General features: G+C 59.2%; 10 protein-coding genes. 2 read left to right on the top strand and 8 right to left on the bottom strand.

Annotation, left to right across the window (positions count from 1 at the left end; all coding sequences use genetic code 11):
- Nucleotides 1–99: 99 nt before the first annotated feature.
- Both AB7M29_RS01375 and AB7M29_RS01370 read right to left on the bottom strand, forming a co-directional pair.
- The gene (locus AB7M29_RS01375; RefSeq protein ID WP_217857497.1) at nucleotides 100–1,476 is read right to left on the bottom strand and encodes a GTPase/DUF3482 domain-containing protein; all 1,377 of its coding nucleotides are present in this window, start codon (nucleotides 1,474–1,476) and stop codon (nucleotides 100–102) included.
- Nucleotides 1,469–2,848 carry a DUF2868 domain-containing protein gene (locus AB7M29_RS01370; RefSeq protein WP_217857496.1) on the bottom strand — a complete coding sequence of 460 codons (1,380 nt, stop codon included), beginning with the start codon at nucleotides 2,846–2,848 and terminating at the stop codon, nucleotides 1,469–1,471. Before AB7M29_RS01370 ends, AB7M29_RS01375 begins: the two co-directional genes overlap by 8 nt.
- Nucleotides 2,849–2,933: 85 nt before the next feature.
- On the opposite strand from AB7M29_RS01370, the gene AB7M29_RS01365 reads away from it, so the two are divergent.
- Nucleotides 2,934–3,446, top strand: coding sequence for a dihydrofolate reductase (locus AB7M29_RS01365; protein WP_454246186.1), 513 nt, complete (start codon nucleotides 2,934–2,936; stop codon nucleotides 3,444–3,446).
- A 117-nt stretch (nucleotides 3,447–3,563) separates the two neighbouring features.
- Here AB7M29_RS01365 and AB7M29_RS01360 read toward each other — a convergent pair whose 3' ends face one another.
- Nucleotides 3,564–4,955, bottom strand: a complete 1,392-nt coding sequence (locus AB7M29_RS01360) for an L-cystine transporter (RefSeq protein ID WP_454246185.1) — start codon at nucleotides 4,953–4,955, stop codon at nucleotides 3,564–3,566.
- Nucleotides 4,956–5,193: 238 nt separating this feature from the next.
- Between AB7M29_RS01360 and AB7M29_RS01355 the strand changes: the two genes are divergently transcribed.
- Entirely contained in the window at nucleotides 5,194–6,249 is a 1,056-nt protein-coding gene (locus tag AB7M29_RS01355) for an HAD family hydrolase (protein ID WP_217857494.1), read from the top strand.
- Nucleotides 6,250–6,489: 240 nt separating this feature from the next.
- Here the strand turns inward: AB7M29_RS01355 and ilvD are convergent, their stop codons facing one another.
- The 5 genes from ilvD to AB7M29_RS01330 all read right to left on the bottom strand — a co-directional run bounded on the left by ilvD (nucleotide 6,490) and on the right by AB7M29_RS01330 (nucleotide 13,486).
- Nucleotides 6,490–8,331: a dihydroxy-acid dehydratase gene (gene ilvD, locus AB7M29_RS01350; protein ID WP_217857493.1), complete on the bottom strand. Its 1,842-nt coding sequence runs from the start codon at nucleotides 8,329–8,331 to the stop codon at nucleotides 6,490–6,492.
- A 256-nt stretch (nucleotides 8,332–8,587) separates the two neighbouring features.
- Nucleotides 8,588–9,808: an MFS transporter gene (locus AB7M29_RS01345; protein WP_454246184.1), complete on the bottom strand. Its 1,221-nt coding sequence runs from the start codon at nucleotides 9,806–9,808 to the stop codon at nucleotides 8,588–8,590.
- Nucleotides 9,801–10,778 (bottom strand): diiron oxygenase, encoded by a 978-nt coding sequence (locus AB7M29_RS01340; RefSeq protein ID WP_217857491.1) that lies wholly within the window; start codon nucleotides 10,776–10,778, stop codon nucleotides 9,801–9,803. The genes AB7M29_RS01345 and AB7M29_RS01340 overlap by 8 nt, the downstream gene beginning before the upstream one ends.
- Nucleotides 10,775–11,854 (bottom strand): SagB family peptide dehydrogenase, encoded by a 1,080-nt coding sequence (locus tag AB7M29_RS01335; RefSeq protein WP_454246183.1) that lies wholly within the window; start codon nucleotides 11,852–11,854, stop codon nucleotides 10,775–10,777. The genes AB7M29_RS01340 and AB7M29_RS01335 overlap by 4 nt, the downstream gene beginning before the upstream one ends.
- 435 nt (nucleotides 11,855–12,289) lie before the next feature.
- A complete protein-coding gene (locus AB7M29_RS01330; RefSeq protein ID WP_007897847.1) occupies nucleotides 12,290–13,486 on the bottom strand; it encodes a class I SAM-dependent rRNA methyltransferase in 1,197 nt (398 codons plus the stop codon).
- Nucleotides 13,487–13,552: the final 66 nt, after the last annotated feature.

Below are 13,552 nucleotides of genomic sequence, written 5' to 3'. Positions count from 1 at the left end.
TGATCTTCAGTGATGAGAGATTTTGTGTACGACGCAGGTCCAATGTGGGAGCGGGCTTGCTCGCGAAGGGGCCCGCCTGAACAGCACATCACTCGGGCTCTACAACTGCTGCGCCAACACCTCAACCTGCTCCTGCCGCTCCCCCTGACTCAGCTTCGAATTCGGATTAAGCGACGACCACTGCGGATGCGCCCGCGCCTTGTTCAGCGCTTCCGGCAGTTTGCCTTCGCGCCAGGTTTTGTCCTGCGGCGTGGCGACCTGAATGCTGTCCATCGCCGCGTGCCCACGGGAATTCAGAGCCTGCAGCAATTGCCGCTGGCGCAACGCCAACAACCGCAGCACGCCGTCGTCGACAGTCAGTTCTCGCTGCCCTTTGATCTTGCCCAACAGGCGGTTGCCGTAACTACGGGCAGTTTGCAGGGCGCCACCGGCAATCGCACCGGCCAGTGCCGCAGCGCCGAGGGTCAGGCCGCCCACCAGCAAATCAACCCCGGCCCCGGCCGCCGCGCCGGCTGCGATACCGCCGCCGACCCGCACACCGAGCTGTTTCAGGGTTTCCGGGTTGAACAGGTCATCGCCCCAGCGGCCATCGAGCAGCGGCAAGTCACTGGCCGCCGCATCTTGTGGACGGAAGGCGTAGAGCTTGAGCAAGGCCTCGACACAGCGTTGTTCGCGCTGACGCACGGCTTTGCGTAGTTCGCTGATTGCTTGCTGTTCCTGCGCCGCCTCGCTGACCACACTGCGGCGGCAGGCGGCGCAATCGATCAATAAATCGGCAATCAGTCGCGCTGCACTCTGCTGACGGGCCAGGCGTTGGGCCTGCTGGTCGGCGATCAAACGCTCCAGTTGTTCGCGGGAGTTTTCCAGCAGCAGTGCGAGGCTTTCATAGAGTCGACGCTCGCCATCTTCAGGTGGCGCGACGCTGTCGAAACGCACCAAAGCATGTAAGCCGAGACGTGCCAGGGCTTCACGCCAATCAGGTTCGCGATGCTGGGCGCTGCTGACAAAATTCAACACCGGCAGCAGCGGTTTGCCGCAACTGGCCAACACTTCCAGTTCGTCGCGGTACTTGGCCAACACCGGCTCTCGGGCGTCGATCACATAGAGACCGGCGTCCGAGGCGAGCAATTGCCGCAGCACTTTGGCTTCCTGTTCGAAGCGCTGCCGGGCTTCGCTGCCCTCAAGAAAACGCGCCAGTCGTGCCGGGCCGTCGAGACGTTCGCCCGGCCGCTCCAGGCGCTCAAGGTAGTCGAGCAGGGCGATGGCGTCTTCCAGGCCGGGAGTGTCGAAGAGATCAAGCAATGGCTCGCCGTCTACCGACAATCGCGCGCCTTCTACGTGGCGAGTGGTGCTGGGACGATGGGACACTTCGCCGAAGCCGACGTCTCGCGTCAGTGTTCGCAGCAACGAGGTTTTGCCGACATTGGTGTGGCCGACCACGGCGAGCTTCAATGGCTTATTCCAGGCATCAGTCATGACCCGTCTCCAGCCAGTTCAACGGCGCGCAATCGGCGAATGGCAGGTCCAGTTGTTGTAGCGCGACATGCCAGTCGCCCAGGCGTTCGGCATCCAGCGCTTCGCCGGGCGGCGCTTGCAACAACCACACGCGGGTGGCGCTGGCGCTGCGAGCCAGTTCCGCAATCAGCGCCAGGCTGCCACGGTCCGGCGAACGCCGTGGGTCACAGGCGATGGCCAGACGGGCCGGGGGAAAGCGGCTCAGCTGTTCGAGCAGTTTGTGCCGGGATTCACGGCTGTCGAGGATGCCGGCGTTGTTGACGTTTTTGGGCAACTGCGGCGGCCAGGGACGTTGGTCGTCTAGCTCGATAGCTACCAACAGCGCGCCATCGCTTTGCAGGTCGCTGGCAGTGTTTTCAACCCGATGAAGTTGTTCTGGCGCGGCATCGCTGATGCCCAGGCGTTCGCTGGTGGGCATCAGCCGTTCGCGCAGTTGGGCATAGCCGGGCAGGTTCAAATCCAGATGCAGGGCTGCTTGGCCGGTTTTCCAGCGCCACAGGCAGAACAATGCGAGCAACAATCGCGGCAAAACGCCGTACACCAGCAGCACCCCAACCAGCCACGCCGCCCAGGCCTGGCGGGCGCTTTCGATGTTCAGCGCGGCATCGCCGCTGGCGCGGATCATCTCCACGCTGGGCACGCTGAAACCGAGTAAGGCCGGCAGGGCGCCGAGGGCTTGGGTCATGGCGACGAAGGTGTCGCCGCCGAGAATGGTGGTCTCCCAGACGAAGCCGTAGCGCCGGGTCGCCATCAGTATCAGCACCATCACTAAAGCACTGAGCATCGCCAGCAACCACAATCCGTTGACCAGCACGCCCAGCGCCCAACGATTGAGTTTCTGCCGTTGCAGCAACAGCAGCAGGGCCGGCGCCAGTTGCGCGGCGTTGGCATCGCGGGCGAGTTTTTCACTGAGCCACAGCCATAAGCGTCCAAGGGCGGCGCCTTGTTCACCGGCGAACACCAGGCCCAGGGCCCAGCTCAGCAATAAAATCAGATTCAGCCCGAGCAGGCTGCCCAACGCCCAGAACACATTGACTGGAGTCTGGCCGTCGCCTAGCGCGGCAAACGCCAGGCCGGCGCCGCTGATCACCGCCAGCACGGCCAGCACGATCAGCGCCAGTCGCGCACCTTGCAGCCAATGTTTGAGGGCGTGGGTCTGTCCGTCGCGCTCGGCCAGCCACAGGGCGCGGCGTTGAATACGCGTCGGCAGGTCGCCGCCGGCGCTACGGGCGATTCGATTGGCTTCCAGATCGTCCAAGGGGCCCGCGTGTTCTTCACGCAGGCGCACGGTTTCGCTCAGCCAGAGGTTTTGCAGTGGAGTCAGTTCAGTCACGCGGCTTCCCGTCGCTTAATTGAGCGGTGAGCATAACCGCTGTGACGCTTATCGGGGTAAGGGAGGCTCTGGTATCCTCGCCGACATGACTAAATCACTCCCCCTCAGCCTGATCGCAGCCCTCGGTGAAAACCGTGTGATCGGCGTCGACAACAGCATGCCCTGGCACTTGCCGGGGGACTTCAAATACTTCAAGGCCACCACCCTCGGCAAGCCGATCATCATGGGTCGCAAGACCTGGGATTCCCTCGGTCGCCCGCTGCCGGGTCGGTTGAACATCGTGGTCAGCCGTCAGGCGGATTTGCAGCTGGAAGGCGCGGAGGTTTATTCGTCGCTGGAGGCAGCGGTGGTTCGGGCGCAGCAATGGGCGAACGAGCAGGGCGTCGATGAGGTGATGCTGATTGGCGGGGCGCAGTTGTATGCGCAAGGTCTGGAGCAGGCCGATCGGCTATACCTGACCCGCGTGGCGCTGAGCCCGGAAGGGGATGCGTGGTTTCCGGAGTTTGATTTGAACCAGTGGAAGCTGGTGTCGAATGTTCCGAACCCGGCGGAGGGTGACAAGCCGGCGTATAGCTTTGAGGTGTGGGAAAAAGCTTAAAAGCTTCGCGAGCAAGCCCGCTCCCACATTTGATCGCGGGTGTTCATAAATGCTGTGTACACCGCAGGACTAATGTGGGAGCGGGCTTGCTCGCGAAAGCGGTCTGTCGGTCGCTCATCAAGCCTGAGCCAACGCCCCATGCTCATCCGCATCCAGCAGCCCTTTATCCGTTTGCTGCATGATCTGGCTGGTGATCGCCCCAGCCGTAATCGAACCACTCACGTTCAACGCCGTACGACCCATATCAATCAGCGGCTCAACCGAAATCAGCAACGCCACCAGTGACACCGGCAAACCCATGGCCGGGAGCACGATCAGCGCGGCGAAGGTCGCGCCGCCACCGACCCCGGCCACACCTGCCGAACTTAGCGTCACAATCGCCACCAACGTCGCGATCCACAGTGGGTCCAGCGGGTTGATGCCCACGGTCGGCGCGACCATCACCGCCAACATTGCCGGGTACAGACCGGCACAGCCGTTCTGGCCTATGGTCGCGCCGAACGAAGCGGCGAAACTGGCGATGGACTGCGGAATACCCAAACGGCTGGTCTGGGCTTCGATGCTCAGCGGAATGGTGGCGGCGCTGGAGCGGCTGGTGAAGGCAAACGTCAGCACTGGCCAGATCTTGCGGAAGAAGCGCAGCGGGTTGATCCCGGCGGCTGACACCAGCAGGCCATGGACCACAAACATCAAGCCCAGGCCGATGTAGGACACCACCACGAAACTGCCGAGCTTGATGATGTCTTGCAGGTTGGAGCCGGCAACCACTTTGGTCATCAGCGCCAATACGCCGTACGGGGTCAGCTTCATCACCAGGCGTACCAGACGCATCACCCAGGCTTGCAGGGTGTCGATGGCATTGATCACTTTCTGACCTTTCTCGACATCATCCTTGAGCAGTTGCAGTGCGGCGACCCCAAGGAATGCCGCGAAGATCACCACGCTGATAATCGAAGTCGGCTTGGCGCGAGCCAAGTCGGCGAACGGGTTCTGCGGGATGAACGAGAGCAGCAACTGCGGCACATTCAGGTCCGCGATCTTGCCCGCGTAATCGCTCTGAATGGTTTGCAGGCGAGCCATTTCCTGGGTGCCGGCGACCAGGCCTTCGGCGGTGAGGCCGAACAGGTTGGTCAGGCCGATGCCGATCAGCGCCGCGATAGCGGTGGTGAACAGCAGCGTGCCGATGGTCAGGAAGCTGATCTTGCCCAGCGACGAAGCGTTGTGCAGGCGCGCCACGGCGCTGAGGATCGAGGCGAACACCAGCGGGATCACGATCATTTGCAGCAACTGCACGTAACCGTTGCCCACCAGATCGAACCAACTGATCGAGGCTTTCAGTACCGGGTTGCCCGCACCATAAATCGTATGCAGAGCGACACCAAATACCACGCCCAGGACCAGCGCCAGCAGAACCTTTTTGGCCAGGCTCCAAGTGGTGTGACGGGTTTGCGCCAGGCCAGAGAGCAAGGCGAGGAACACCAGCAGATTGAGGATCAGCGGCAGATTCATAAGAGCTCCAATAACTTGTGCCAACTGCATTCCGGCGCAGCTGCGGACCGGCAAGCGTAACAGCTTGATATGTAATGAATTAATATCAAAAACATCGGTTGTCTGTCGTTTTTGGAATAAGTGGCTGACGCTGTGGGGAATGCCTCTGACGGAATCAGGATGTAAGCGGTCGCGGGCAGGCGAGGACTGTCATACAGATTTGTTAGCGTCGAGATCTTTGAATCAGGGAGAAACGCCGATGAAGTTCGCACCGAAATTTCTGGCTGCCGTATTCTGCTTGGGCCTTGCCGGCCAAGCATTCGCTACTGACCTGAAACACTGGCCAGCCGATCAGGCCAAGGCATTGGACGCGATGATCGCGGCCAATGCCAACAAAGGTAACTTCGCAGTGTTCGACATGGACAACACCAGTTACCGCTACGACCTCGAAGAGTCCTTGTTGCCGTTCATGGAAAACAAGGGCCTGATCACCCGCGAGAGTCTCGATCCCTCCCTGAAACTGATCCCGTTCAAGGACACCGCCGACCATAAGGAAAGCCTGTTCAGCTATTACTATCGCCTCTGCGAAATCGACGACATGGTTTGTTATCCATGGGTCGCCCAAGTGTTTTCCGGCTTCACGCTTCAAGAGCTCAAGGGCTACGTCGATGAGCTGATGGCGTCTGGCAAACCGGTGCCGAGCACTTATTACGAAGGCGATGTGGTCAAGACCATCGACGTCAACCCGCCGAAAATCTTCACCGGCCAGAAAGAGCTCTACAACAAGCTGATGGAGAACGGCATCGAGGTCTATGTGATGACCGCCGCCTCCGAAGAACTGGTGCGCATGGTCGCCTCCGATCCGAAGTACGGCTACAACGTCAAACCGCAGAACGTGATCGGCGTGAGCCTAATGCTCAAGGACCGCAAGACCGGCGAGTTGACCACGGCACGCAAGCAGGTCACTGCCGGCAAGTATGACGAGAAGGCCAACCTGGGCCTCGAACTGACCCCGTACCTGTGGACCCCGGCCACCTGGATGGCAGGGAAACAGTCGGCGATCCTGACGTACATCGATGAATGGAAAAAACCGGTCCTCGTGGGCGGCGATACCCCGACCAGCGACGGCTACATGCTGTTCCACAGCGTCGACGTGTCCAAGGGCGGCATCCATTTGTGGGTTAACCGCAAAGACAAATACATGACCCAGATTAACGGCATGATGGCTAAAAACGCAGCAGCCCAGGCGAAAGAAGGGTTGGCGGTGACGGCAGACAAGAACTGGGTGATCGTGAAGCCTGAAGAGATTCAGTAAGACCGAGTCCCGGCCAAGCTCACTCTCAAAGGCAACATAGAACAAATGTGGGAGCGGGCTTGCTCGCGAAGGCGGTCTGACAGTCAACATCGATGTTGAATGTTATGGCCTCTTCGCGAGCAAGCCCACTCCCACAGTTGCTTCGGATTGCCTGCAATATTTGTGAATGGCTGTTGCCCGAGTTGTTCGCAAAAAAATGCCCCGCACTTGGCGGGGCATTTTTGTTTCTGCGACTGAGGCTTACAGCCCGTCGAGCATCGCCTTGTTACGTACAGCACCCTTGTCGGCGCTGGTAGCCAACAGGGCATACGCTTTCAGCGCAGTGGTCACTTTACGTGGACGCACTTCCACCGGTTTCCAGCCTTTCTTGTCCTGCTCGACACGGCGCGTGGCCATTTCTTCATCGCTGATCAACAGGTTGATCGAGCGGTTCGGAATGTCGATCAGCACCTTGTCGCCATCCTGCACCAGACCGATCGCGCCGCCGGCAGCAGCTTCTGGCGACGCGTGGCCGATGGACAGGCCCGAAGTGCCGCCGGAGAAACGGCCGTCGGTGAGCAGGGCGCAGGCTTTGCCCAGGCCTTTGGATTTCAGGTAAGACGTCGGGTACAGCATTTCCTGCATGCCCGGGCCGCCTTTCGGGCCTTCGTAACGAATGATCACGATGTCGCCGGCCTTCACTTCGTCGGCGAGGATGCCGCGTACGGCGCTGTCCTGGCTTTCGAAGATCTTCGCGTTGCCTTCGAAGACGTGGATCGACTCGTCGACGCCGGCGGTTTTCACCACGCAGCCGTCCAGAGCGATGTTGCCGTACAGAACGGCCAGGCCGCCTTCTTTCGAGTAAGCGTGTTCGACACTGCGGATGCAGCCATTTTCACGGTCGTCGTCCAGGGTTTCCCAACGGGTCGACTGGCTGAATGCGGTTTGCGTCGGGATGCCCGCCGGGCCGGCCTTGAAGAAGTGATGCACGGCTTCGTCGGTGGTCTGGGTGATGTCCCACTTGGCGATGCCTTCAGCCAAGGATTTGCTGTGCACGGTCGGCAGGTCGGTGTGCAACAGACCGCCACGGGCCAGGGAGCCGAGGATGCTGAAGATCCCGCCGGCACGGTGCACATCTTCCATGTGGTACTTCTGGATGTTCGGCGCGACTTTGCACAGTTGCGGCACATGACGGGAGAGACGGTCGATGTCGCGCAGGTCGAAATCGATCTCGGCTTCCTGGGCTGCGGCCAGCAAGTGCAGGATGGTATTGGTGGAACCGCCCATGGCGATGTCCAGGGTCATGGCGTTTTCGAACGCCTTGAAGTTGGCGATGTTGCGCGGCAACACCGACTCATCGTTCTCGCCGTAGTAACGCTTGCACAGCTCGACGATAGTGCGGCCAGCTTGCAGGAACAGTTGTTCGCGGTCGCTGTGGGTGGCCAGGGTCGAACCGTTGCCCGGCAATGCCAGGCCCAGGGCTTCAACCAGGCAATTCATCGAGTTGGCGGTGAACATGCCGGAGCACGAACCGCAGGTCGGGCAAGCGCTACGCTCGTACTCGGCGACTTTCTCGTCGGATGCGCTGGAGTCGGCGGCGATCACCATGGCATCGACCAGGTCGAGACCGTGGCTGGCCAGTTTGGTCTTGCCGGCTTCCATCGGGCCGCCGGACACGAAGATCACCGGGATGTTCAGGCGCAGGGACGCCATCAGCATGCCAGGGGTGATCTTGTCGCAGTTGGAGATGCAGACGATGGCGTCGGCGCAGTGGGCGTTGACCATGTATTCGACGGAGTCGGCGATGATCTCGCGGCTCGGCAGCGAATAGAGCATGCCGTCGTGGCCCATGGCGATGCCGTCATCCACGGCGATGGTGTTGAATTCTTTGGCGACGCCGCCGGCCCGTTCGATCTCGCGAGCGACCAGTTGCCCCAGATCCTTGAGGTGCACATGGCCCGGTACGAACTGGGTAAAGGAGTTGGCAATGGCGATGATCGGCTTCTTGAAGTCGTCATCTTTCATCCCCGTGGCGCGCCACAGTGCGCGGGCACCGGCCATGTTGCGGCCGTGGGTGGATGTTTTCGAGCGGTAATCAGGCATGAAGCACTCCGGGCGGCTAATCAGGTATCAAAAGGGAAGTGAGCTTCTATTGACGTCTGGAACACTCAGAAATGGCCGTGTGTCCGGAAGTTGCCGATAACTTTGCGGGATCGCCGCGCGCTTCAGCTTGAGCTCATAAACCCGCCGGGGATGAATGGCGATGAATCTCGCGATTCTACACCGCTGGCGTCAGGAGGGAATGCCGGAAAGTGTTGAACCAGCGCTGATGGCGCATGTGGGGTGACGATCGGCGGGATTATTCGACGCTTGGGCTGGCTCTTGGGCTTTTGGCTCGGCGATTGATACCACTGTTCAGCGCCAGTGCCGCGCTGCTCAAAATGATGAAGCTGTATCCAAGAGTGGATTGCAGATTGGTCGGGCTCAGGCTGATGAGCGCACTGATCAATCCGCCGCAGATGAACGTCACCGTGCTGCCGGCCGATGCCGAGGTTCCTGCATTTTCAGGGAACAGGCTCATGGCTTTGGAACTGGCGGCTGGTCGAGTGATGGTGGTGCCGGCGGTACAGATAAGCATCGGTACCAGGACGGTGATCGGGGACAGGGCAAAGTGGCTCGCGAGGTAAAGCATGATGAGGCCAGACAGCAGGATCAGGCTCAACCCGCTGATGATTTGATGACCGGGACTGATGCGCTTACCCAAGAGAGTCGCCACCATGCCGCCGACAATGTAGGCGCCGCCGTATATCAACAGAATCAGCGAGAAGTCATAGGCCGATAACTGGAGTTGATCCATGAAAATCAACGGCGAAATGACGATGAACGAAAAATGGCAGGCGAAAGCAAAGGCTGAGATCAACCAGTAGGGCAGGAAGTCGGCATCACGCAGGACCCGACCATAAGACTGGAGGATATTCGGCCGGGCTCCAGTTGCCGCCGGGCGGGTGTTTTCGAGAAACAGACAGGCTTTGAGCAATACCACGCCAGCCAGTGCGATAAACACCCAGAAGCTGCCCTGCCAGCCCAGCGTGGCTTGTAGGAATGTACCGGCCAGCGGCGAGACCGAGATGAAAATGCCGCTGGCGGTGACCATCAGGATCCGCAACCGGATACGTTCCTCACCCTCGAACAGATCCTGAACCAGCGCTTGTGACAGCACGAAACACCCGCAGCCCAAGGCTTGAATGACACGGAACAGCAGGAAGCAGGTGTAGTCCGTGGTCAATATGCAGCCCACTGCACCCAGTATCGAAACGGTTATTCCGGCGAGCAACAGTCCTTTGCGCCCGATCACATCCGACAGCGGCCCGATCAGCAGTTGAGAGGCCGCTATACCGAGCGCAAACAGACTGACCGACAGCGCGATATCGGCGCGCGTGTTGCGAAAGTGCTCAGCCAGCGCAGGGAACGAGGGAAGCAGGACATCCAGCGGGAACACGCCAAGCAGCACCATGGCCAACAACAGGCTGACCTTCCCTCGACGGTGTCTGGAGGTTGCCGCAGAGTGCCCTTCATCCATCGATAAGTCCTGCCTTCCTGAACAGTTGCTGGTTGTAAGGCAGGTCGAAGAAACCGGCCTTCTTCAAAGCCTGAAGCGTCGCCCCGGTGCCGGATCGCGCACGTAGAAGGGTGGCTTGCGGGCTGGTCAGTTCGCCAAGCACTTGCGTGACGGAGGTCTCGTCGAGACCTGCGCCCTGCAGGCTTTCCCGCATCCACCGCTCATCGACCTCAAAGAAAATCCGGATACTGTCCAGTAGCAGCCTGGCGGCGAACGCGCGTTGACGGCTGTTCAGCGTCAGCCACAGGTAATGGAACACTTCAGAAAAATAGCGACTGTGGCGCGCCTCGTCCGACAGATGATCCCTGAGCATTGCCTGCACGCTGGACACCAAGTCGTCACGGCAAACGTCGAGCAGTTCTCTGGCAATGATCGTCTCCGATACGAACCCGACGAGAAACCAGGCCAGCGCCCGGTGTTTGTCAGGTGCGCGCTCGAGCAGGGTGTTCAATCGCGTGATGCGCTGCGGCATGACCGGGCGCAGGTTGATCCCGTAGAACCCGGCAATCTGCTCGGCAAGGTTATTGGAGAACAGGGCGTGATAACCCTCGTCGGTATAAAGCTGAAGCGCAGCGGTCTTCATCCGTGGAGGAATGTTGACCTTCAATTCACCGTGGATGATGGTCTCCACGGAACGGTTGACGATGCGGTGTTCGAGCACGGTGGTGTAGTCGAGGAAGTACACCAGATGATTGGCCGACAGCCGATGGATGACGGGTGGACCTAGCGCTTTGATAGCCGGGTGATTCAGGTAAGCCAGCAAGCCTGGGGGAAACCAGTGACGTGTTTCCAGTTGCTGTTCCAGGTCTGGCGGTAATAGATAGTCATGCTCGCTGGTTCGCACCGATGCGCGGGTATTCCAGTCGCCGAGGGTGAAACGCAGCGCCCAGGAAACGGTGTGGTCTGACGGAGCAATGATGGGGGCGGTCATTGTTGCGGCTCCCGACTGCTCAGCAGATCCTTCAATTCCTTGCACATCACTTGTCCGTCGCTGTGGCCACAGCCAACAAAAAACAAGGGTTGTTCTGCGTTGTTCTCGAGCCCCAGTAATGCTTCGACCTGATCGTCCGTCAGTGCTCCGGTCAGCCACGTGTTCAAGCCCAGTGCAGTGGCCACCAGTTGAAAGGTCTGGGAAATATGCCACGCCTCTACGAAGGCCATCCGGTAGGCTCGTGAGTGTTCATATTTCCACCACAACTTGTCGAAGCGAGCGCTAATGAACAGGCCCACGGGCAGGTTATTGATGAAGTGTTGTCCACACAGCAACTGCCCCAGTGGCGAGTCAGGTGCCGGGTTGATGAAGCTCAGTGCATGGTCGGTGGGATGGTAGGCGTAGAGCCCTGGTTTCAGGCCGCTGACGTTTTGTACATGAAGAAAGCCTTCGCAGGCATTCAGCCCGCCGCCGGACGGACTGCTGCGTCGGGCACCGAGGCCTTCGACAATGGTTTCGTCGACGTCATTTTCGCGCTCATGCAAGTAGCCCAGGGACAGGTAAAGCAGTGTGCCGACATCTTTCAGTGAAACCGCTTCATCCGTGAAGGTGCGGCAGGTTTTTCGGCCTATCAGGACGTTGGCAAGAGAACCCTCCGGCAGGCAGAAAGGTTTTGGCAGGGCAATTAGTTCGCGTGCCTGGCGTTCTGTGAGTCTGGCGTCCGGCGCGGGTGCGTCCAGGACTTCGGTGCAATGATCCAGATAGTATCTCGACCATTCATGAATATTCTGAGGAGCATGTTCGCAGGGAATGTTCTTGGTGCCGATATGGAATATTTTCGACAATTCATCCCAACCCCATTCAATAGTGTCTTGTATTGATGTGGTCAGTATTCCGGAGTTTAGAAGTTGAGTGTCTACTATGCTGCTGTCGTTATACAGTTTGGGGTTGCTTATAAGTTGTGCAAGCCGGGTTGAATATTCCAGATTAAGTTCAAATTGTTTGTGATTCTTGTAATCCCAGACTATTAGGCTAGGCGTACGAGGAAGTATGAACACGTATGGATTTATCTGCATGATGGACGCTCGCTCTGGGCATAGCTATAGAAAACGCTGGGTAGCCGGCACTCCCCAGCGTTTCATTTACTTAGCGGGTTTTTGGCGCAACCAGAAAAGCCAGGTTGGCGATTTTGTTTGTTTCCAGAGTAATTGCTTTCATGTTTTTTGACTCCTTGTCATTGATCGTGAGTGTCACTTCGCGGTGACAACTCAATCATAGGCGGTAATGAGCCCTTATCAAGGGGATATTAAGTAGGAATATTCTAGTAATTTTGTCGGAGCGATCTGGGGGGGAGCAAGTTTGTAAGTTATATTCTTTTAAATAAAAGATGCAGGGAAACGTCCTGCAAGTCAGTAGGACCGCAAGAGTAAGAAGCAGAGGCTGATGAGTGGATGGTGTGGCGTTAGAACGGCTGACGGAGAGCCTGTTGGCTCCCCGTCGAACCAGCGTACTCAGCTGTTTGGCAGCAGACGGCAGGTGATGCTCTTGATGTAGCGGGTCTCGGCAATGGCCGGGTGTACCGGATGATCCGGGCCCTGACCGCCGCGCTCCAGCATCTGGATGTTGCGGTCCAGGTGACGGGCGCTGGTCAGCAGAATGTTCTGCAGATCGTCTTCCGGCAGGTGCATCGAGCACGAAGCGCTGACCAGGATGCCGTCCTTGCTAAGCAGGCGCATGGCTTGCTCGTTCAGGCGACGGTAGGCGCCTTCACCGTTTTTCATGTCTTTCTTGCGTTTGATGAAGGCAGGAGGGTCGGCCACGATGACGTCGAAACGCTCTTCGCTGGCTTTCAGTTCCTTCAGGGCTTCGAACACGTCGCCTTCGATGCAGGTCATTTTTTCGGCGACGCCGTTTAGTGCGGCGTTGCGCTCGACGCCGTCGAGGGCGAAGGCCGAAGCGTCGACGCAGAACACTTCACTGGCGCCGAAGGCTGCCGCTTGAACGCCCCAGCCGCCGATGTAGCTGTACAAGTCCAGTACGCGTTTGCCTTTGGCATAAGGTGCCAGACGCGCGCGGTTCATCCGGTGGTCGTAGAACCAGCCGGTTTTTTGCCCCTGGATGACTGGCGCTTCGAATTTCACGCCATTCTCTTCCAGCGCGACCCATTCCGGCACCAGGCCGAATACGGTTTCGACATAGCGGTTGAGGCCTTCGGCATCACGAGCAGCGGAGTCGTTCTTGAACAGAATGCCGCTTGGCTTGAGCACTTGGGTCAGTGCCGCGATCACGTCGTCTTTGTGAGCTTCCATGGTTGCCGAGGCGATCTGGACTACCAGGATGTCGCCGAAACGGTCGACTACCAGGCCTGGCAGCAGGTCGGAGTCGCCGTAGACCAGGCGATAGAACGGCTTGTCGAACAGGCGATCGCGCAGGGACAGGGCAACGTTCAGGCGATGCACCAGCAGCGACTTGTCCAGCGGCAACTTGATGTCGCGCGACAGCAGGCGGGCGCAGATCAGGTTGTTCGGGCTCATGGCAACGATGCCCAGCGGCTTGCCGCTGGCGGCTTCGAGGATCGCCTGGTCGCCGGCCTTGAAACCGTGCAAAGGCGTAGCGGCTACATCGATTTCGTTGCTATAGACCCACAAGTGGCCGTTCCGCAGGCGACGGTCGGCGTTGGCTTTGAGGCGCAGGCTAGGCAGGGACATGACGTCGCTCCGGAAAAAAGAGCGGGAGTATAGCGTGTTGAGGGAGTGGCGGGTTTGGTGGTCGAT

This window comes from Pseudomonas sp. F-14 TE3623 (assembly GCF_053629015.1).
Note: the sequence above shows the minus strand (reverse complement) of the source record. Positions and strands in the feature narration are given on the sequence as shown.